The organism is Rhodanobacter denitrificans, assembly GCF_000230695.2.
GTDB classification, from domain to species: domain Bacteria; phylum Pseudomonadota; class Gammaproteobacteria; order Xanthomonadales; family Rhodanobacteraceae; genus Rhodanobacter; species Rhodanobacter denitrificans.
In genome coordinates this window covers 3,491,762-3,512,281 of the sequence record NC_020541.1, presented here as the reverse complement: position 1 = coordinate 3,512,281, position 20,520 = coordinate 3,491,762, and the positions used below count along the sequence as shown (strand labels likewise).

Below are 20,520 nucleotides of genomic sequence, written 5' to 3'. Positions count from 1 at the left end.
CATGTAGGAGCCCGCTCGCCGGCGATGCTTTTGGAGCCGGGATTCGGGACTCTGGATTCGGGATTCGCAAAGGCGACAGCATCGCCCACGAGCGGGTTCCTGCGGCATCGCCATCATCGGAGAACCACCCATGTCCACGCTGATCGAGATCAAGGACCTTGCCAAGACCTACGAGCGCGGCAAGCAGAAAGTCGAAGTGCTGCACCACGTCAACCTGGACATTGCCGAAGGCGATTTCCTGGCGCTGATGGGGCCGTCCGGTTCGGGCAAGACCACCTTGCTCAACCTGATCGGCGGGCTCGATGCGCCGAGCGCCGGCAGCATCAGCGTGGGCGGTCAGCGCATCGATCAGTTGGGCGGCGGCGCGCTGGCGAAGTGGCGCGCGTCGAACGTCGGCTTCGTGTTCCAGTTCTACAACCTGATGCCGATGCTGTCGGCGCAGCGCAACGTGGAGCTGCCGCTGCTGCTGACGAAGCTGTCCGGTGCGCAGCGCCGGAAGAACGCCGCAATCGCGTTGCAGTTGGTGGGACTGTCCGATCGTGCCGGCCACAAGCCGAGCGAATTGTCCGGTGGCCAGCAGCAGCGCGTGGCGATCGCCCGAGCGATCGTCTCCGATCCCGCCCTGCTGGTCTGCGACGAGCCCACCGGCGACCTCGACCGCCAGAGCGCCGAGGACGTGCTCGGTCTGCTGCAGCAGCTCAACCGCGAGCACGGCAAGACCATCGTGATGGTCACCCACGACCCGAAGGCCGCCGAGTACGCCAGCCATACGCTGCATCTGGACAAGGGCACGCTCGTCGAACAAGCCACGGCATGAGGACGGCGCCATGAAATATCTTCATCTGATCTGGGCCGCGTTGTTCCGGCGCAAGACCCGCACCTTCCTCACCCTGGTCTCGATCGTCGCCGCGTTCCTGCTGTTCGGCATGCTCGATGCAGTGCGCACCTCGTTCGACCAGGCCGGGCAGAGCGCGAACGGCGCCGAACGCCTGCAGACCGGCTCGCGGCTGTCCTTCATCCAGACCCTGCCGTCGTCGCTCGGTGCGCGGATCGCTCAGGTACCGGGCGTGCAGGCGGTCACCTCGGCGAACTGGTTCGGCGGCGCCTACCAGGACCCGCACAACCAGGTGTTCAGCTTCGCGGTGGAGCCGAACTATCTCGACCTCTATCCGGAGATCGCGGTGGATCCGGCCCAGCGCAAGGCCTTCGACGACACCCGCACCGGCGTGCTGGTGGGCGAGACGCTGGCGCAGCGCTTCCACTGGAAGGTGGGCGACAGGATCCCGCTGCAGTCCACCATCTTTCCGGACAAGAACGGCAACAAGACCTGGACCTTCGACATCGTCGGCATCATGCAATCGAAGGACAAGAAGTCGAACGGCTTTGCCGACCAGATGCTGCTGCTGCACTGGAAATACTTCGACGAGACCACGCCATACAACCGCGGCACCGTAGGCTGGTACGTCACCCGCGTGGCCGACGTGAACCAGGCTGACCGCGTAGCCAAGGCCATCGACGCGCTCTCGGCCAACTCCGACCACGAGACGCGCACGCAGACCGAGGCGGCGGCTACCGCGAACTGGATGAAGCAACTGGCCGACATCGGCCTGATCGTGGGTTCGATCATGGGCGCGGTGTTCTTCACCCTGCTGCTGCTGTCGGGCAACACCATGATGCAGGCGGTACGCGAACGCACCGGCGAACTGGCGGTGCTCAAGACCATCGGCTTCACCAGCCGCAGCGTGCTGGCGCTGGTGCTGGCCGAGTCGGTGCTGTTGCTGCTGATCGGCGGCGTGCTCGGGCTGGGGTTGGCTGCGATGCTGATTCCGGTGGTCAGCGCCGGCAGCGGCGGCATGCTCAATCTGCCCACGGTAGGCGCCGGAAGCTGGGCCCTGGGCCTGGTGCTGATGGTGCTGATCGGCCTGCTGGTGGGTGCGCTGCCGGCGTTGCGCGCGATGCGCCTGAATATCGTCGACGCGCTGGCCGGGCGCTGAGGAGAAAACCATGAAGCGATTCCTGACCAACCTGCTGCTGTTGCTCGTGCTGGCCGTGGCGCTGGCGATCTGGGTGAAACTGCCGTGGCCGGGCGTGCTGGCGCTGGCGGTGCTGTTCGCGCTGTGGATGCTGGCCAGCCGCCGCGGCCGGCAGGCCGCCTCGGTCGCCGCCGTGGGCCTGAGCACGCTGCGCCAGCGGCTCGGTTCCGCGGCGGTGATCGTGATCGGCATCGCCGGCGTGGTTGCCGTGCTGGTGGCGCTGCTGGCGATGGGTGAGGGCTACAGCCAGACCCTGCGCAAGACCGGCAGCGCCGACACCGCCATCGTGATGCGCGGCGCTTCGGCGTCCGAGGTGATGTCGGTGCTCGACCACGACAGCGTGACCCAGGTCGTGCAGACGCCGGGCATCGTGCGCGATGCCAAGGGCCAGCCGCTGGCATCGCCGGAGCTGGTGGTCGCCGCCAACCTGCCGATAATCGGCGGCGGTGCGGACGACGAAGGCAGCGTGCAATTGCGCGGCGTGGGCGAGCAGGCCTGGGCGGTGCGGCCGCAGGTGAAGATCGTCTCCGGGCGCAGGTTCAACCCGGGCATGCGCGAACTGAACGTGGGCGTGGGCGCGGCCAGGCAGTTCGCCGGACTGGCGCCGGGCCGCGAGGTGCGCCTGGGCAGCCAGCTGTGGACGGTGGTCGGCGTGTTCGCCTCCGGCGACGCGCTGGACTCGGAAGTGTGGGGCGACGCCAACGTGGTCGCCGACACCTACCGCCGCGGCAGCAGCCGCGCCTCGGTGGTGGCGAAGCTCGCCGACCCGCAGGCGTTCGGCGCGTTCAAGGCTGCGCTGGAAGCGAACCCGCAACTCAAGATCGATGCGGACACCACGCGCGATTACTACGCCAATCAGTCCGAGGGCATGAGCAAGGTGATCCGCGTCATGGGCATCACGGTGGGCCTGATCATGGCGATCGGCGCGATGTTCGGCGCACTCAACACCATGTTCGCCGCGGTGGCGGCACGTGCCCGCGAGATCGCCACGTTGCGCGCGATCGGCTTCCGCGGCCTGCCGGTGGTGGTGGCGGTGATGCTGGAGACCATGCTGCTGGCGCTGCTCGGCGGCGTCATCGGCGGGGCGCTGGCATGGCTGGTGTTCAATGGCTACGGCGCCTCGACGTTGGCCGCCGGCACGGTGGGCAAGCTCAGCTTCGAGCTGGCGGTCACCCCCGCGCTGCTGGGGACCGGGCTCAAGTGGGCGCTGGCGATCGGTTTCGTCGGCGGCCTGTTTCCGGCCGTGCGCGCGGCGCGGCTGCCGGTGACCACGGCGCTGCGCGAGTCGTAGGAGCGCATTCGGTGCGCGATGCTCTTCTCGTGCCCGTCGGCGATGGGGCGGGCGAGGCCCGCCCGCCGTTCGCGCACAGGGTGCGCTTCTACGGCATCACCGGCGGCACGTAGCTCAGCGTCAGCCCCAGCAGCCACAGCATGCCCAGCACCAGCGGCACATGCACCACCAGCTGGATGAAGGTGTAGCCGACCACGTCGCGCGCCTTCAGCCCCAGCACGCCGAGCAGCGGCAGCATCCAGAACGGGTTGATCAGGTTCGGCAGCGCCTCGGCCGCGTTGTAGACCTGCACCGCCCAGCCCAGGTGCACGTGCAGGTCGTTCGCCGCCTGCATCACGTACGGCGCCTCGACCAGCCACTTGCCGCCGCCGGAGGGCACGAAGAAGCCCAGGATCGCCGAGTACGCGCCCATCACCGCCGGAAAGCTCTCGGTGCCGGCGACGTGCACGAACAGGTTCGACAGCCGGTGCGCCAGGGTGGCGCCGTCGGCGCCTGGCACGTGGGTGAGCAGCGCGGCGATGCCGCCGTACAGCGGAAACTGGATCAGCACGCCGGACGTGCTCGGCACCGCGCGGCTCACTGCGTCGAGGAAGCTGCGTGGGCGCCAGTGCAGCAGGATGCCGAGGGTCAGGAACAGGAAGTTGTAGGTATTGAGGTTGGCGATCGCGGTGACCGCGCTCTTGCTGGCGAACTCGTGGCCGAGCCAGCCCAGGCCCAGCAGGCCGATCGCCATCGACAGCGCCGGGCTGTATTCCAGCCACTCGCCCGGGCGCGTGCGCGGCGGCAGCGCCGGCGTCGAGGTTTCGCCCACGTCGAAATCCCTTGAAGTGCGCGCGTTCGCGTCCGACGGCGCGGTAAACCAGCACACCAGCAGCGACACCACGATCAGCACCGCGGTCAGCACGATCGACTGCCACAGGAAAATCGTCTGGCTGAAGGGCAGCACGCCGGTGATCGCCAGCAGTCCCGGCGGCATGCTGGCCGGGTTCGCCTGCAGCTGCGCCGCCGACGAGGACAGGCCCATCGCCCAGATCGCGCCAAGACCGAGGTAGGCCGCGGCGCCGGCCGCGCGGTAGTCCATGTGCAGATCGCCGCGCCGCGCCAGTGCGCGCACCAAGAGGCCGCCGAACACCAGCGAGAAACCCCACGAGAGCAGCGAGGCCAGCATGCTGACCAGCGCAATGTACACGATCGCCCCGCGTCCCGTGCGTGGCGCGCGCGCCAGCACGTCGATGAAGCGCGCCACCACCGGCGCGGTGGCCAGCACGTAGCCGCCGATCACCACGAACGCCATCTGCATGGTGAACGGGATCAGGCTCCAGAAGCCGTCGCCGAAGGCGGTGACCGTCGCCGTCGGCGTGGCACCGAAACTGAAGGCGGCCAGCGCCACCACGACCACACCCAGTGCGGCAAACACCCAGGCATCGGGAAACCAGCGCTCCGCCCATGCCGCGCTGCGCAACGCCGCGCGCGCCATCCAGCCGTCCTGCGATGCGTTCATGCTGCTCTCCGCCGGTGAATTGCGCCATCGTCGCGCTGCGGCGGCCGCAGGGGCAAGCCGACCATGGTCGAGAACACCAGGCAGGAGCCCGCTCGCGGGCGATGCTTTGAAGGCCGGGATTCGCGAAAGCAAGAGCATCGCCCGCGAGAGGGCTCCTATGGCTTTGCCGTGTTTCCCTTGCTCTTTGCCAGCGTGATCACCGCCACGCCGGCCAGGATGATCGCCATGCCGGCCAGGTCGAACGGCCCCACGTGCTCGCCGGCCAGCAACACGCCGAACAGCACTGCCACCGGCGGGTTCACATAGGCGTAGCTGGTGGCCAGCGCCGGGCGCGCGTGCCTGAGCACGTACAGGTAGGCGCTGAACGCGATGATCGAACCGAACACCGCCAGGTAGAGGATCGCCAGCGTCGAACGCAGGCTGGGGTGCAGCGGCAGCCGTTCGCCGCTGAGCAGGGCGAAACCAAGCAGGGCGATGCTGCCGCAGATCATCTGCGCGGCGGTGTTCATCGGACCGGGCGGCATCACCTGGCGCCGGCTCCACACCGAGCCGAACGCCCATGCCGCCGCGGCCACCAGCAGGGCGACCGCACCGGTCGACGAGCCAGCCAGGCTGCTGCCCAGGTTCAGCACGATCACGCCGGCGAAGCCGATGGCCAGGCCGATCGATTCGCGCCGGTGCGGCCACTCGCCATACATGCCGGAAAACAACGCCGCAAACAACGGCATGCTGGCCACCGCCACCGCGGCGATGCCCGAGCTCACCCGCTGCTCCGCGAAGCACACCAAGCCGTTGCCCAGGCCGAGCAGCAGCAGGCCGGTGATCGCCGCGTTGCGCCACTGCAGTCGTGTCGGCGGGGCCATCCCGCGCCAGCGCAGGAAGCCGTACAGCGCCACGCCGGCGGCGAGGAAGCGAACGCCGGCGAGCAGGAACGGTGGCCAGCTTTCCAGCGCGAAACGGATGCCCAGGTAGGTCGAGCCCCAGATCACGTACAGCGCGAGCAGCGCCAGCGGGATCAGGAAGCGGGGATCGCTCAGGCTGCGCGGCGTTGCGGCCGCGACGGGGGCAGGGGTATCGGACATGAGGGGAATCGCGTGGGGGCGGCGCATTATCCGCCGGATGGCTCAGTGCGCGACGGGCCGGCCCTGACGGATCACCACGAACTCGCCTTCCAGCACGGCCGGCTGGGCGCCGGATGCCGTCGGCCTCGCCGGTGCGCGAGTCGGCTTCCACTGGCGCACGGCCAGCAGCACGAGGCCGCCGACCAGCAGCACGCCGGCCACCACCAGCCCGAACACCAGCAGCACGCCCAGCACCGCCGCGCCCAGCAGCAACGACAGGGCGCGCGCCAACGGGTGGCGGGGACGACGAAGGGAAGGCAAGGCAAAGTACATGTGTTAAAAATCCGTGTGGTAAAATCAACGACTTGCGCGAGCAACCATGGGGCCATCCGGCCTGCGAGGCAAGTGCCGATGGATACATTCAGTCCCGTTCAATTGCCGGATCGGCAGGCGCTGTGCCGGCTGGACGAGATCCCCGACGGCGGCGCCACCGCGGTCGATGCGCGCCTGCCCGACGGCGAGGGCAGCCTGATCCTGTTGCGGCAGGGCACGCAGGTACGTGGCTATCTCAACGTCTGCCCGCACGCCGGTCGCCGCCTCGACTACGCCCCCGGCAAGTTCCTGCTGAAGAACGACACCCTGACCTGCGCCGTGCACGGCGCCACCTTCAGCCAGGGCGACGGCCTGTGCATCGGCGGACCGTGCCGCGGCGAACACCTGCGCGCAGTGGCGCTAAGCGTGGAGGCGGGCGAGGTGAGGTTGCTGCAGGACAAGGCCTGATCGGCGCGAGCGGAGAGCGTCTAGAGCCGGCCGTCGACCGTGGTGGCCGGCAACAGGCTCTTGATGTCGAACAGTGCGCAGTGCTCGCGGCCGAAGCGGCGGATGCCCTCGCTGCCCAGGTCGAGGAAGGCCTGGTGCGCCACGGCCAGCACGATGGCGTCGTAACTGCCGGCAGCGGGGGCATCGATCGGGCGGATGCCGAGCTTTTCCTCCGCCTCGGCGGGATCGGCCCAGGGGTCGTACACGTCCACCCGGGCATGCGCGGTTTCGAGTTCGCGCACGATTTCCACCACGCGGGTATTGCGCAGGTCCGGGCAGTTCTCCTTGAAGGTCAGGCCCAGCACCAGGATGCGCGAGTCGACCACGTGGATGCGCTTGTTCGCCATCAGCCGCATCACCCGGTGCGCCACGTGCAGGCCCATGCGGCTGTTGATGCGGCGCGCGGTGAGGATCAGTTCGGCGTTGTAGCCGAGGATGGTGGCCTTGTGGGTGAGGTAGTACGGGTCCACCCCGATGCAGTGGCCGCCGACCAGGCCGGGCTTGAACGGCAGGAAGTTCCATTTGGTGCCGGCGGCGTCCAGCACGTCCTGGGTGTCGATGCCCATGGTGTTGAAGATCATCGCCAGCTCGTTCACCAGCGCGATGTTGACGTCGCGCTGGGTGTTCTCGATCACCTTGGCCGCCTCGGCCACCTTGATGCTGGACGCCTGGTGCGTGCCGGCGGTGATGATGCGCCGGTACAGCGCGTCGACGAAGTCGGCGGTCTCCGCGGTGGAGCCGGAGGTGATCTTCATGATCGTGGGCAGCCGGTGCAGCTTGTCGCCGGGGTTGATCCGCTCCGGGCTGTAGCCGCAGGTGAAATCGTGGTTGAAGCGCAGCCCGGAAGCCCGCTCCAGCACCGGCACGCAGATCTCCTCGGTGGTACCGGGGTAGACGGTGGATTCGTAGATCACCACGTCGCCACGCTTGAGCACGCTGCCGATGCTGGCGCTGGCGCTTTCCAGCGGGCGCATGTCCGGCCGGTTTGCCTCGTCGACCGGAGTCGGCACGGTGACGATGAAGACGTTGCACGGCGCGATGTCCTGCACGTCGGTGGTGAAGCGGAGCCGGTCCGCGGCGGCGAGCTCTTCGGCCGAGGTTTCGAGCGTGTGATCGCGGCCCCGGCACAGCTCGTCGACCCGGCCGACGCTGGTGTCGAAGCCGACGGTGTCGAGCAGTCGGCCGAACGCCACGGCAAGCGGCAGCCCGACGTAGCCGAGCCCGATGATGGCAATTCTGGGTTCGTTCAAGTGTGTATCCCTATGGCTGGCGGCGCGGCGAGCGATGCGCGATCCGGCGGAGAAAATACCAGCGATGCGGGTTGCTGTCGCCGCGCCTGGCGTGCGTTCAATGGAACAGCAGGTTGATCGCCACCAGGGTGGCGATCAGGACCAGCAAGGTCAGCGGCAGGCCCACGCGCAGGAAATCCTTGCCCTTGTAGCCGCCGGGGCCGGTGACCATCATCAGCGCGGGGTGGCCGGAGCTGAGCAGGAAGGTGTTGGAGGAGGACACCGCCACGATCAGTGCGTACGCCGAAGGGTTGCCGCCGGTGGCCACCGCCACGCTGATCGCGATCGGGACCATCATCACGGTGGCGCCCACGTTGGACATCACCTGCGAGAACAGCAGCGTGAGCACGGCCAGGCACAGCTGCAGAAGCCACGGCGACGCGCTGCCCAGGTGGTCCAGCACCACCTGGGCGATCCACGCGGCGGTACCGGTGGCGTCCATCGACCAGCCCAGCGGGATCAGGCAGGCGGTGACGAAGATCGTCTTCCAGTTGATCGCCTTGTAGGCCTCGTCCATGTTCAGCACGCCGGACAGCAGCATGCCGATCGCGCCGGTCATCATCGCCACCGACAGGTCGAGGTTGGTGAACAGCGCCAGGCACTTGGCCAGCACGAAGAAACCCACCGCCTGCCAGATCTTGCCGGGGCGCTGCTGCTCCTTCGGGATGTCGGTGACGACGACCAGGTCGCGGTCCTCCGCGGCGAGCGACAGGTCGCGCCAGTTGCTGTGCAGCACCACGGTGTCGCCGGCGCGCAGGCTGACCGCGCGCACATCGTCGCGGAATACCTGGTCGCCGCGGTTCACCGCCAGCACCGAGATGCCGAAGCGCTTGCGCAGGCGCAGCTCGCCCACGGTGTGCCTGATGAAGCGCGACACCGGCGGGATCACCACCTCGGAAATGCCGGCGCGGGTCGGGTTGAACAGCTCGCCGAGCTGGCGCATGCGGGTGGACAGCCGGCACAGCTGGTTGTTGGCGAACTGGTTCAGCTGCTCGCGCGGGCCGAGCACGCCGAGCACCGAGCCGACCCAGATCACGTGGTCGGCCGGCGGCGCCATGCGTGCGTCGTTGCCGCTCCTGATCGCCAGGATCAGCGGCGCGCCGTGCAATTGCTCGACCTCGCCGATGCTCATGCCGACCAGCGGGCTTTCCGCGGTGACGGTGAGCTCGGCGGTCTCGCCGACGATGCCGTAGGTCTCGGCGAAGTAGCTCTCGGTGCGCCCCGGCGTCACCTTCAGCCGCTCGTCCTCGTGCCCGGGCAGCAGCTTGCGGCCGAAGAAGTAGAAGTAGCCGACGCCCAGCAGCGCCAGGGTCAGGCCGATCGGGGTGACGCTGAACAGGCCGAACTTCGGGATCGTGTGCGCGCCCGGCGGCAGGTTCACGTTGGCGCTGGCGATCAGGTCGTTCAGCACGATCAGCGGCGAGTTCGCGATCAGCGTGGTGTTGGTGGCGGTGAGGATGCAGAACGCCATCGGCAGCAGCAGCCGCGACAGCGGCACGCCGGTGCGCGCGGCCAGCCGGCTCGACACCGGGATCATCAGCGCCGCCAGCGCCTGGCTGGGGATCACCGCGCTGAACAGGCTGGCGACCAGGTTGATCACCACGCCCAGGCGCGATTCCATGCCGCGCGCCATGCGCATCACGAAGTTCGCGGTGAGGTTGAGCACGCCGGCGCGGTCCAGCCCCTCGCCCATGATCATGATCGCGATGATCGCGATCACCGCGTTGCCGGCGAAGCCGTTGAACACGCGATCGGACGGGATCAGCCCGGTCAGCCCGATCACCACCACCACCAGCAGCGCCACCATGTCGGCGCGGATCCACTCCAGCACCAGCATCAGCATGGTGAAGCCCACCAGCCCGAGCACCAGGATCATTTCGGGGGTGAGCGAGAGTGCCATCAGCCGACGTCCCTGCGGCGCAGCGGCTTGCGTTGGATGCGGAGGGGCAGTGGAAGCTTCACGCTGCTGTCGATTCGTCCCTGGGCGGATGAGCGCGAGTATAAGCGGCGCGGCGCGGTTGCTGGTGAATCAAGAGCCAAGAGCGACCCCACCCCGGCCCTCCCCTGCGACGGAAGGAAGTCCCTTTGGGACAAGCAGGGGAGGGAGCACGGCGCTCGGCCCTCACCTTGAACGTAGTGGATGGAGTACGACGCTTTGCTCCTCCCCCTGCTCGCAGGGGGAGGTTGGGAGGGGGTAAAGCTCTTCCCTCAACCCCAGCGAAGGACTCGCCATGCACCTCAAGTGGATCCGCGCCCGCCAGCTCCGCAACGGAAGCACCGATGCCGAGCGTCGCCTGTGGTACTTCCTGCGCCGGCAGCAGCTGGGCGGGCACAAGTTCCGCCGCCAGTATCCGCTGGCTGGCTACATCGCGGACTTCGTCTGCGTGCCGGCGAGGCTGGTGGTCGAGCTGGATGGCGGGCAGCATCTCGATGCGCTGGCGTACGACCAGCGCCGCACCGCGGCCTTGCAGCGCGAAGGTTATCGCGTGCTGCGCTTCTGGAATGACGACGTGCTGCTGCGCACCGATGATGTGGTGGCGGAGATTTTTCGGGTGCTGGAGGAAAGATCAAAAGCTTGACCCCACCCCAACCCTCCCCTGCAAGCAGGGGAGGGAGCAGGGCGCATGTCGCCTCTCATGCTTCACGGGAGGAAAAGCGGAGCCGGATGTTCTCCCTCCCCTGCATCGCAGGGGAGGGCCGGGGTGGGGTCGCTCTTGATTCAAACCTTCCGATACAGCAGATCCCACACCCCATGCCCCAGCTTCAGTCCGCGCCGCTCGAAGTGGGTTTCGATGCGCCATTCCGGCTTTTCGGCGTACTGGCTGGGGCCGGTGGCGTTGCGCCAGCCCGGGGCGGCTTCCATCACCTCGAGCATGTGCTCGGCGTAAGGCAGCCAATCGGTGGCCAGGTGCAGCAGGCCGTTCGGAACCATGCGCGAGGCGAGCAGGGCGACGAACTCGGGCTGGATCAGGCGGCGCTTGTTGTGGCGCTTCTTGTGCCACGGGTCGGGAAACCAGATGCGCGCCTCGGTCAGCGTGCCCGGAGCGATCTCGTGCTGCAGCACTTCCACCGCATCATGCTTGTACAGCCGCACGTTGGTCGCGTCGCGCGCGGCCAGCGCGTTCATCAGCCGGCCCACGCCGGGGCCGTGCACTTCCACGCCGATGAAGTCGCGTGCCTGATCGTGCTCGCTGGCCCAGGCCAGCGCCTCGCCGTTGCCGAAGCCGATTTCCAGCACCCGCGGCGCGGCGCGACCGAAGCTTGCCGCGAAGTCGTGCGGGGCACCGCGGTAGTCGATGCCGAAGCGCGACCACAGCGTGTCGAAGGCGCGCTGCTGCGCCGGCGTCATGCGTCCTTCGCGCAGTACGAAGCTGCGGATGCGGCGCATGTATTCGGGGGTGGTGTCGTCGGTCGTCGGCATCCGTGCATTGTAGAGCCTTGCCCCACTCCAGCCCGCCCCTGCAGCAGGGGCGGGCAACCGCTTCATGCGCTGCTTCTTCCGCGCACGCAAGGGAGCGGCGGCCAGGCTCAGTGCTCTCCCTGGTTTTCGTCCACCTGCCGCTTGCGGTTGGGCGCATCGCTGCGCTGCGGCTGCCGCGCCTCGGCGCGCGGCTCCGGCATCGCGCGCGGCTCCGGCATGGCGCGCGGCTGCGGCATCACTTGTTGCGGCGGCTGGTAGCGCGGCATCGGTTCGCCGCGGTCCGGGGCGGGCAGCGGGCGCGGTGATTCGCGCATGGATTCGCGCGGCGCGGGTTCGGGCCGCTGGAAACGCGACGCGGCCGGTTCGCGCACCGTTGGCTCCATCGGCTGCGGTCGTTGCTGCTGCATGGCGCGTTCGGACGGGTAGCGCTGGAAGCGGCCATCGTCCGCTGGCGTCGGCAGGCGGCGGGATTCGGCGCGACGGATCGGCGCCGGCTCCGATGGCAGCGGGCGGTTGTCCGGGATCGCACGCGGCCGCCCTTCGGCGGCGGGCGCGATGTAGCTGACGCCCGGGCGCGGCATCGCCTCGGGGCGGGTCGTGTCGTCGCGGCCACGCGGATGCGCGAAACGGGCCGAGCGCAATTCGGCAGCGTCGCGCGGCGGCTGCGGTCGGTCCCCGGGGCCGGCTGCGGTGATGCGCGGAGCCACCGGAAGCTGACCGGGCATGGTCGCCGGCCGGCGCGGGCCGGCGCCGTTGCGATCGGTCACCTCCAGCCGCTGGCTGCGCTCGGGCCGGTCCGCGCCGTCGAGCACGCGCACGTTGCTGCGCGGCGCGGCGTAGCGATTGTCGCCGCGGCCGGTGAAGGCTGCCTCGCGGGCCGGCGCGGGTGGTGCGCGTCGCGCCACTACCTCGCGGTCGAAGCCGCCGGCGGGCAGGTCGCGCGCGTGCGCGCTGCGCGGCGGCCGGTTGGGGTTGTCCTGCGGACGCAGGCGGTCGATGCCGCGCACCGGCACCGGTGCGCTGGCGAGCTTGCGCGGATCGACATCGAGCCGGTCGCGTTGCACGCGGCGCCCTTCGGCGAAGCTCCTGCCGGGCACGGCGGTGAAGCCGCGCGGCGCCATGCGGTTGGCATAGCTGACGTCGCGGAGCGGTCGGCCCGTGCGGTAGTAGTTGTACTGGTGGTTGATGTTGTTGATCACCGTGGTGCGGTTGATCGTGTTGTGCACGTAGATGTTGGTGACGTTGACGCGCGTGTAGTAGCTGCGGTCGCAGCGGTACCACGGGTTGTAGACCTCGCCCGGGCCGAGCGGGAACCAGCCCACCGGCGCGCTGCCGATGCCGATCGACCAGCCGCCGCCACCGACGAAGGCCACCAGCGCCGGCGCGTAGACCGGGCGTACCTCGAGCGGGCCCGGGATCCAGCCCCAGCCGCCGCCGACCCAGGCCCAGCGGCCGTAGTGGTAGGGCGCGAAGCCCCACGGCGCGTCGTCCACCCAGGTCCAGCCCCAGGGCGCGATGTACGCCCAGTGGCCGCTGCGGTACGGCGCCCAGTCGACGCCGATGTCGGAGGGATACCACACCGCGCCGTACTCGCGGGTTTCCCGCCAGCTGCCATAGCGGTCGAGGTCCTGGTAGCCCACCACGTCCTCGGACACGTAGCGGCGGCTGGATGAGCGCGTGTAGCGGCGATCGCGCTGGCTGGCCCAGTCGTCGAACGCGTCGCCGCCATCGACGTCGGTGATCGTCACCATCGCCAGGCTGGCGTCGGCGAAGCGGTAGCTGCGGCCGGGGTTGATCGGGCGCTGCGCATTGTTCTCGCCGAACACGGTGGCGCTGCCGTCGAGCGCGGTGACCCGGGTGCTGCCGTCGCGGTCGTCGACGTCGACGCGGAAGGTGCCGGGCTGGTCGGCCACCAGCGCCACCGTCGGGGTGTCGATCTCGTAGCTCTGGCCGTCGTCGAGGCGGCGTACGGTGAGGCTGAGCGTGCCCTGGGTCAACTCGATCTGGGCCAGGTTGTCGTCGAGGTCGAGCAGGCCGAGGTCGGTCCGCCCGTCGATGCGCAACGTGCCGCCGCCGAACTCCAGTTCGGCGCGCGCGCCGCGGGCGGTCGACAGCTTGTCGCCGCGGGTCAGCGGCCGGTTGATGTTGGCGTCGCTCCAGTCTTTCGCGCCGGCAGGCAGGAAACCGAGGTCGCCGGCGATGTACGACAGCCGCGCCACCCGGCTCGGCGGGGCGGCGCGGTCATCGGCGCCGGATTGAGCGTGGGCCAGTCCCGCCGCCATGCACAGCAGCACGAGCGCCAGTGCTCGCCAGCGGCGGCGCCACGAAACAGGGGACTCGGCAAACCTGGGCATGCGGCTCTCCTTCGGGCGTGCGTATGAGACTGGAGCGGGGCGGGTGTTCGTCATGGTGCGGTCAACGTGCATTGTCGGGCCGGCGATGACCATCGCCAGAGTATGCGCAGAGGGCTGTTCAGCACGCGTTGGGCGCCGCGCCGCAGTTCTGCGCCCGCCCCGGCATGGCCGGTGAGGGGTGCTCTTCGTTCCCGCGAGCTTTTCAACCACGCGAATCCCGGGTTACCATCCGCCGGCCAAGGCGGGTGTAGCTCAATGGTAGAGCTGTAGCTTCCCAAGCGTGCGACACGAGCCGTGTACGTGCGCGTTAAAGGCAGCCAGGGCCTCATAGCCTGGTAACCGAAGCCCCATGCACCCACGGTGCGCAAGGCGGGACACGGCCCGAATCCGTGACACGTTGCGCCGGTCTCTGGGCAAGTGGTCAGCACTTTGCTGGTCATCCCGGTATCGACGCAGTACACGGCGAACGCCGTGCGAGTAATTGTCAGTCGGCCTTAGGCCGAACTGACCCGGTGTTCAGCCACCGGTAGCCTAGGAGCAGTGCGGAACTGGAAACGGTTCCGTGCCAAGCGCTCTGACAATGTAGCCACCCTCACGGGTACGCCAGTCCCGCGAGGGGCCAGCGTGACCTCGGAAGATGCATCCGAATAGGCGCTAGGCTGTGCAGCAAGGGTTAGCGCAAGCGAACCACCATCTAAACGTCGTCAAGCTAGATGGGCCAAACGCATCTGGGCCCAACCCAAAAGGGACGAGGTCGGTCATTCCCCTGCTTGGTGGGAATGCGCTGATGAAGTACCTCCGGCGAAAAGGTGGAACCCTAGCTACACTGTTACTTGTACGGAACGTGGAAACCCCGATAGGCTGTCGGCACCTTGGTGCCGACTAGACAAACCGCAAGGATTGTTGAAGGCTTAGCGGGCACAGGATCGCGGAAGAAGCGAAGGCCCGGCTGTAATGGCTGGGATAGGGGATGAAACGATCGCCCCGACCCGAAAGGGTGCAGACTTCCGCGTGGTGGCCTGTCGCTAGACAGGTCTGACAACCGACTCCCGATGGGGTGACGATCCCCATCAGGGGGCGTCCATCCCCAAAGGGTCATGGGCGGGTGTAGCTCAATGGTAGAGCTGTTGCTTCCCAAGCAACTGACGAGGGTTCGATTCCCTTCACCCGCTCCAACTTTGGAGGACTGATATGGACGCCAATACCCTTGGCGATGTCGCCTCCGCGCGCTGGAACCAGTGGCACACGATCCCGTGGGCCGAAGCGTTCCAACACGTCAGGAGGTTGCAGGCACGCATAGCGAAGGCAGCAAAGGACGAAAACTGGCGCACCGTGAAACGGTTGCAAAAGTTGCTAGTCCGCTCGACTACCGCACGAGCAGTCGCGGTACGTCGAGTTACGGAGAACCAAGGCCGGAAGACCCCCGGTGTGGATGGTCTCACTTGGTCCACGCCCAAGGAGAAGTGGAAGGCGATATCAGCGCTGGATTCGCGCGGGTACCGTCCCAAACCGCTTCGCAGGATCCACATCCCGAAGGCCAGTGGCGGGAAGCGGCCCTTAGGCATACCCACGATGAAGGACCGAACCATGCAGGCGCTGCACTGGCTTGCACTCGATCCTGTCGCGGAAACCCGAGGTGACCTCAACTCGTACGGCTTTCGCTCCGGACGCTCAACGGCAGATGCCATCGCCCAGTGCCACAACGCACTGAGCCGAGAACATTCGCCGCAATGGGTACTGGAGGGCGATATCAAGGCGTGCTTCGACAACATCAGCCACGACTGGCTGGTGCGCAACGTGCCGATGGATCGGCGCTTGCTGGAGAAGTGGCTCAAAGCCGGGTTTGTGGAGGGTCGGAAACTGTTCCCGACGGATGCAGGTACGCCACAGGGCGGGATCATCTCCCCGTGCTTGGCAAACCTGGCGTTGGACGGCATGGACCGGCTGTTGAAAGACAGCCTCCCACGCCGGGACAAGGTGAATTTCATCCGGTATGCGGACGACTTTGTGGTGACTGCGATCTCGAAGGAGGTCCTGGAAGCCAAGGTCAAGCCGCTGATCGTGGGTTTCCTATCCGAGCGCGGTCTCACGCTCTCGGAGAAGAAAACGAAAATCACCCACGTGACGGAAGGGTTCGATTTCCTTGGCTGGCATGTTCAGAAGCACAAGCAATTCCTGAACATTGTCCCGTCGAAACGAAACGCCACAGCGTTCTACGCAAAGGTCAGGGACCGGCTGCGTGAGCTGCGAGGCGCAAGGCAGGATGACGTGGTGTTCGCCCTCAACCCGATTCTCAGGGGATGGGCCAACTACCACCAAATCGTGCATGCGTCACGGACGTTCGCAAAGCTGGATTACCAGGTCACGCGCGCGCTATGGCGATGGGCAACGCGTCGGCATCCCATGAAGGGCAAGCGTTGGATCAAGCGGCGGTACTTCCGCCGGGACGATTCCCGCGACTGGCTCTTTCGGACGGATGTGTCCAGCCTGATTCACCTGGCCAAGGTTCCTGTGGTCAGGCACGTCAAGGTTAGGTCCGATACCAACCCATACGACCCAAAGGACGAGGCCTACTTCGACGAGCGACTGACTCGGCGGATGCGGTCCACTCTGCAAGGACGCAGGAGGTTGTACTGGCTGTGGAACCGACAGGAGGGCATCTGCCCAATCTGCTCCGCCAAGATCACCAAGGCCACGGGGTGGAATGTTCACCACGTGGTGTGGAGGGTTTATGGAGGGTCAGACAAACTGTCCAACCTGCAGTTGCTCCACCCGACGTGTCACAAGCAGTTGCACGCACGTGGCGCGAAAGGATAGGCTGCCGCTCGTCCCGCGGGTGCGGATCGAGTTCTTGGCTGCTTGAGCCGTATGAGGCGAAAGTCTCACGTACGGTTCTTAGGGGGGAGGGTGGCCGTGAGGCCACCTTCCCACCCGACTACTGACGAGGGTTCGATTCCCTTCACCCGCTCCACTTCCGGCCCCCGAGTCATCCCGAATCCTCATGGCGGACCTGATCACCCTCGGTTGGCGGGAGCGGCTGGCGTTGCCGCAGCTGGGTATCGGCCTGCTCAAGGCCAAGCTCGATACCGGCGCGCGCAGCAGTTCGCTGCATGTGGACACCCTCGAGGAGTTCCAGCGCGACGGCGCCACCTGGCTGCGTTTCACCCTGCATGTCGGGCGGCGCCAGCCGGTGGAAACCCGTTGCGAGGCGCCGGCATGGGATCGCCGCACGGTCACCGACACCGGCGGCCGGCGCACCGAGCGCTGGTTCATCCGCAGTGAAGTACAACTGGCCGGGCAGCAGTTCAGCGTCGACATCAACCTGACCGATCGCCGGCATATGCTGTTTCCGCTGTTGCTGGGCCGCAGCGCGCTGAGCGGGCGCTTTGCGGTGGACCCGGCGCGTTCCTACACCCAGCCGCGGCCAGTGACCGCGGCCACGGACCTTCGATGACGGCCACTCCATGAAGATCGCGATCCTGTCGCGCAATACCCGACTCTATTCGACCAAGCGCCTGGTCGAGGCCGCGCGCGTGCGCGGGCACGTGGTGCGCGTGTTCGATCCGCTGCGCTGCTACGTGCGCATCGCGCCGGGCGCCTCGTCGATCCGCTACAAGGGCAAGGAGGTGCGCGACATCGACGCGGTGATCCCGCGCATCGGCACCACCAGCACGTTCTACGGCACCGCGGTGCTGCGCCAGCTGGAGATGATGGGCGTGTACACGCCGAATCCGTCCGACGCGGTGCTGCGTGCGCGCGACAAGCTGCGCTGCCTGCAGATCCTCGCCGCGCAGGGCATCGACATGCCGGTGACGGTGTTCGGCGACAACCCGGACGACGCCGACGACGTGCTGGCCCTGCTCGGCGACCCGCCGCACGTGATCAAGCTCAACGAGGGCAGCCAGGGCACCGGCGTGGTGCTGGCCGAGAAGCGCGCCGCCTCGCAGAGCGTGATCGAGGCGTTCCGCGGGCTGTACGCGAACTTCCTGGTGCAGGAGTTCGTGGCCGAGGCGAAGGGCAGCGACCTGCGCTGCTTCGTGGTCGGCAAGAAGGTGGTGGCGGCGATGCAGCGCGACGCCATACCGGGCGATTTCCGCGCAAACCTGCACCGCGGCGGTACCGCGCTGGCGGCCGTGTTGAGTGCCGAGGAGAAGCGCATCGCGGTACGTGCCGCCGGCGCGCTGGGGCTGGGCATCGCCGGCGTCGACCTGTTGCGCTCGAAGCGCGGCCCGCTGCTGCTGGAAGTGAATGCCTCGCCCGGGCTGGAAGGGATCGAGGCCGCCACCGGTGTGGACGTGGCCGGCGCGATCATGGGCCTGCTGGAGGCGCAGGCGCGCGAGGGGTCTGCGGAAACCCGTCCGCATCGCAGGCCGGTCAGGGCCTGAGCGGACCCGCGCGCCGCGGAAGCGGCTCTCCCATGGCGAGGCATCGCGGCGGGATGAGACCGGGTTAACCGCACCGTAACCCCGGACCCCCTATAAAGCAGCCACTGTTTTTTGCGGCACGGCGGCCGGCACGGCCCGGTGAGGCAGACAATGGTATCGGGGCAGTAGCTTGGGCCCAGGTGGCGACGGCAAGTCGTGCATCTGGGCCTTTTTCTTGCCTGCGCGGCGCCCCATTCAGTTTCACGGCGCGGCCGGCGCACCGGCTTCACCCAAGATTGTTAAGCTTGCAGCTCCAGCCGGCCCGTGCGCCGGCTGCGCAGGAGTAACCCATGCGCGTACTGGTGATCGAAGACAACAGCGATATCGCGACCAACATCGGCGATTATCTGGAGGACCGCGGCAACGTGGTCGATTTTGCGGGCGACGGCGTGACCGGCCTGCACCTGGCGGTGGTGCACGATTTCGACGTGATCGTGCTCGACCTCACGCTGCCCGGCATGGACGGCCTGGAAGTAGCGCGCAAGCTGCGCCACGAGGCGCACAAGCAGACCCCGATCCTGATGCTGACCGCGCGCGACGCGCTGGAACAGAAGCTGACCGGCTTCGAGTCCGGCGCCGACGACTACATGACCAAGCCGTTCGCGCTGCAGGAACTGGCTGCGCGGCTGGAAGTGCTGGCGCGCCGCGGCAAGGGCCCGCAGAGCCGCGTGCTGAAGGTGGCCGACCTCACCTTCAACCTCGACACGCTGACGGTGAACCGCGAGGGCAAGTCGATCCAGTTGAACCCGATCGGCCTGAAGCTGCTGCAGGCGCTGATGGAAGCGAGCCCGTCGGTGGTGACCCGGCAGGACCTGGAGCAGCGCGTGTGGGGCGAGGAGCTGCCGGACAGCGATTCGCTGCGCGTGCACATCCACGGCCTGCGCGCGGCGATCGACAAGCCGTTCGACAAGCCGCTGATCCACACGCGGCACGGCATTGGCTATCGGATGGTCGAGCCGGATGCAGTCCAGGCGTAAGCTGCGGTTCCGCCTCATCGTCTCGTTCGCGCTGTTCGGCTTCGGCCTCAGTGCGCTGTTCGCATTTGCGGCGTTGAACATCCGCACGCGGGTGGAGGATCAGCTGGTCAACGCCAGCCTGATGGACGACGCCAAATGGGCGAATCAGCAGGCGCGCGAGCATCCCGGTGCCCCCAGCGGCTCCCGCTTGCTCACCGGCACGGTGCTCAGTGATCGCACCTTGTACAAGGCACCGCTGACCTGGCAGAGCCTCGAAAACGGGGTGCACGACATTTTCGAACCGGGACCGGACGGCGAGGAACACCATTACAAGCTGGCCGTTTATCGCGAAGGCGGCATCATCAGCTTTCTGCAATACGACGTGTCGCGCGAAGAGCTCGGCAAGCAGCAACTGCTCTTCAGCGTCATCGGTGCAGTATTCCTGTTCGGCCTGCTCTCGCTGGCGATCGGCCTGTGGCTGTCGCGCAAGGTGCTCAAGCCGGTCAGCGAGCTGGCCAACCGCCTGCGCGATTTCCGCAAGGCCGGCAAGGCCGAGCCGCTGGCACCGCATTTCGCCGACGACGAGGTGGGCGAGCTGGCGCATGCGCTGGATGAGTATTCGGCGCGGCTCACCGCAATGGTCGAGCGCGACCGCGAGTTCAATTCCGACGTCAGCCACGAGCTGCGCACGCCGCTGGCGGTGATTGCCTCCACCACCGAATTGCTGCAGGGTTCGCCCGACCTCACCGAGAAACTGAGCGAGCGGCTGAAGCGCATCGAGCGCGCCTCGCGCCAGGCCACCGAGCTGATCGAGGCGCTGCTGCTGCTGTCGCGCGCCGAGCGGCGCGGTCCCACCCGCGGCGAGACCACCGAGGTGGGCAAGGTCGCCGCCGACGTGATCGAGAGCCAGCGCCCGCAGATGCGCGGCAAGCCGCTGAGCATCGAGCTTGCCGTCAACGCACCGGTCAGCGTCAACGCGCCGGCCTCGGTGCTGTCGGTGGCGCTGACCAACCTGATCGGCAACGCGATCAAGTACACCCTCGAAGGCAGCGTGCGCGTCGAAGTGGGCGATGGCCGCATCGAGGTGATCGACACCGGCCCCGGGATCAAGCCGGAGGACGCCGAGCGGCTGTTCCAGCGCGGTGTGCGCGGCGAAGGCGCCGGCGGCAGCGGCGCCGGCCTCGGCCTGGCGATCGTGCGCCGCCTGTGCGAACTCTACGGCTGGGACGTCTCGATGCGCCCGCGCACCGACGCCAACGGCGCGATCGCCAGCATCAGGTTCAGCTGACACCTCTCCTTCCTGCTGCGCAAGGGAGAGAGAGCAAATCAAGGCGGGGCACAAACGAAAACGCCCCGCATCGCGGGGCGTTT

17 protein-coding genes and 1 tRNA gene are annotated in these 20,520 nt (G+C 67.7%); 11 read left to right on the top strand and 7 right to left on the bottom strand.

The features are described from left to right. Nucleotides 1–130: 130 nt before the first annotated feature. Genes R2APBS1_RS16135 through R2APBS1_RS16125 form a run of 3 tightly spaced genes read left to right on the top strand, consistent with a single transcriptional unit; the run spans nt 131 to nt 3,324 of the window. Entirely contained in the window at nt 131–817 is a 687-nt protein-coding gene (locus R2APBS1_RS16135; protein WP_007509457.1) for an ABC transporter ATP-binding protein, read from the top strand. Between the two features lie 10 nt (nt 818–827). Then, on the top strand, nt 828–1,994 hold the full coding sequence (locus R2APBS1_RS16130; RefSeq protein WP_015448741.1) for an ABC transporter permease: 1,167 nt from the start codon (nt 828–830) through the stop codon (nt 1,992–1,994). Nucleotides 1,995–2,004: 10 nt separating this feature from the next. Next, nucleotides 2,005–3,324: an ABC transporter permease gene (locus R2APBS1_RS16125; protein ID WP_015448740.1), complete on the top strand. Its 1,320-nt coding sequence runs from the start codon at nt 2,005–2,007 to the stop codon at nt 3,322–3,324. A gap of 88 nt (nt 3,325–3,412) precedes the next feature. Here R2APBS1_RS16125 and R2APBS1_RS16120 read toward each other — a convergent pair whose 3' ends face one another. The 3 genes from R2APBS1_RS16120 to R2APBS1_RS16110 form a co-directional block, all read right to left on the bottom strand. Continuing rightward, entirely contained in the window at nt 3,413–4,801 is a 1,389-nt protein-coding gene (locus R2APBS1_RS16120; RefSeq protein WP_027484561.1) for a short-chain fatty acid transporter, read from the bottom strand. A gap of 179 nt (nt 4,802–4,980) precedes the next feature. Next, nucleotides 4,981–5,907: a drug/metabolite exporter YedA gene (gene yedA / locus R2APBS1_RS16115; RefSeq protein WP_007509449.1), complete on the bottom strand. Its 927-nt coding sequence runs from the start codon at nt 5,905–5,907 to the stop codon at nt 4,981–4,983. A 42-nt stretch (nt 5,908–5,949) separates the two neighbouring features. After that, on the bottom strand, nt 5,950–6,219 hold the full coding sequence (locus R2APBS1_RS16110) for a hypothetical protein (RefSeq protein WP_015448738.1): 270 nt from the start codon (nt 6,217–6,219) through the stop codon (nt 5,950–5,952). Between the two features lie 78 nt (nt 6,220–6,297). On the opposite strand from R2APBS1_RS16110, the gene R2APBS1_RS16105 reads away from it, so the two are divergent. Beyond that, a complete protein-coding gene (locus R2APBS1_RS16105) occupies nt 6,298–6,666 on the top strand; it encodes a Rieske (2Fe-2S) protein (protein ID WP_015448737.1) in 369 nt (122 codons plus the stop codon). 20 nt (nt 6,667–6,686) lie between these two features. On the opposite strand, the gene R2APBS1_RS16100 is transcribed toward R2APBS1_RS16105, so the two are convergent. Together R2APBS1_RS16100 and R2APBS1_RS16095 are read right to left on the bottom strand one after the other, a co-directional pair. After that, the gene (locus R2APBS1_RS16100; protein WP_015448736.1) at nt 6,687–7,955 is read right to left on the bottom strand and encodes a nucleotide sugar dehydrogenase; all 1,269 of its coding nucleotides are present in this window, start codon (nt 7,953–7,955) and stop codon (nt 6,687–6,689) included. A 97-nt stretch (nt 7,956–8,052) separates the two neighbouring features. After that, nucleotides 8,053–9,894 carry an SLC13 family permease gene (locus R2APBS1_RS16095; RefSeq protein WP_007509440.1) on the bottom strand — a complete coding sequence of 614 codons (1,842 nt, stop codon included), beginning with the start codon at nt 9,892–9,894 and terminating at the stop codon, nt 8,053–8,055. A 331-nt stretch (nt 9,895–10,225) separates the two neighbouring features. Between R2APBS1_RS16095 and R2APBS1_RS16090 the strand changes: the two genes are divergently transcribed. After that, on the top strand, nt 10,226–10,573 hold the full coding sequence (locus tag R2APBS1_RS16090) for an endonuclease domain-containing protein (RefSeq protein ID WP_015448735.1): 348 nt from the start codon (nt 10,226–10,228) through the stop codon (nt 10,571–10,573). A 140-nt stretch (nt 10,574–10,713) separates the two neighbouring features. On the opposite strand, the gene trmB is transcribed toward R2APBS1_RS16090, so the two are convergent. Together trmB and R2APBS1_RS16080 are read right to left on the bottom strand one after the other, a co-directional pair. Further along, nucleotides 10,714–11,415, bottom strand: a complete 702-nt coding sequence (trmB, locus tag R2APBS1_RS16085) for a tRNA (guanosine(46)-N7)-methyltransferase TrmB (RefSeq protein WP_015448734.1) — start codon at nt 11,413–11,415, stop codon at nt 10,714–10,716. A gap of 107 nt (nt 11,416–11,522) precedes the next feature. After that, nucleotides 11,523–13,769: a DUF6600 domain-containing protein gene (locus R2APBS1_RS16080; RefSeq protein ID WP_015448733.1), complete on the bottom strand. Its 2,247-nt coding sequence runs from the start codon at nt 13,767–13,769 to the stop codon at nt 11,523–11,525. A 1,101-nt stretch (nt 13,770–14,870) separates the two neighbouring features. Here R2APBS1_RS16080 and R2APBS1_RS16075 point away from each other — a divergent pair. The 6 genes from R2APBS1_RS16075 to R2APBS1_RS16050 all read left to right on the top strand — a co-directional run bounded on the left by R2APBS1_RS16075 (nt 14,871) and on the right by R2APBS1_RS16050 (nt 20,437). Further along, nucleotides 14,871–14,944 (top strand) — tRNA-Gly (locus tag R2APBS1_RS16075). A 16-nt stretch (nt 14,945–14,960) separates the two neighbouring features. Next, a complete protein-coding gene (ltrA, locus tag R2APBS1_RS16070; RefSeq protein ID WP_015448732.1) occupies nt 14,961–16,586 on the top strand; it encodes a group II intron reverse transcriptase/maturase in 1,626 nt (541 codons plus the stop codon). A 184-nt stretch (nt 16,587–16,770) separates the two neighbouring features. Continuing rightward, nucleotides 16,771–17,223, top strand: coding sequence for an ATP-dependent zinc protease family protein (locus R2APBS1_RS16065; protein ID WP_007509420.1), 453 nt, complete (start codon nt 16,771–16,773; stop codon nt 17,221–17,223). 10 nt (nt 17,224–17,233) lie between these two features. Further along, entirely contained in the window at nt 17,234–18,154 is a 921-nt protein-coding gene (rimK, locus tag R2APBS1_RS16060) for a 30S ribosomal protein S6--L-glutamate ligase (RefSeq protein ID WP_015448731.1), read from the top strand. Between the two features lie 329 nt (nt 18,155–18,483). Then, on the top strand, nt 18,484–19,170 hold the full coding sequence (locus tag R2APBS1_RS16055; RefSeq protein ID WP_007509416.1) for a response regulator transcription factor: 687 nt from the start codon (nt 18,484–18,486) through the stop codon (nt 19,168–19,170). Next, a complete protein-coding gene (locus tag R2APBS1_RS16050) occupies nt 19,154–20,437 on the top strand; it encodes a sensor histidine kinase (RefSeq protein WP_007509414.1) in 1,284 nt (427 codons plus the stop codon). Before R2APBS1_RS16055 ends, R2APBS1_RS16050 begins: the two co-directional genes overlap by 17 nt. The last annotated feature ends 83 nt before the right edge of the window (nt 20,438–20,520 follow it).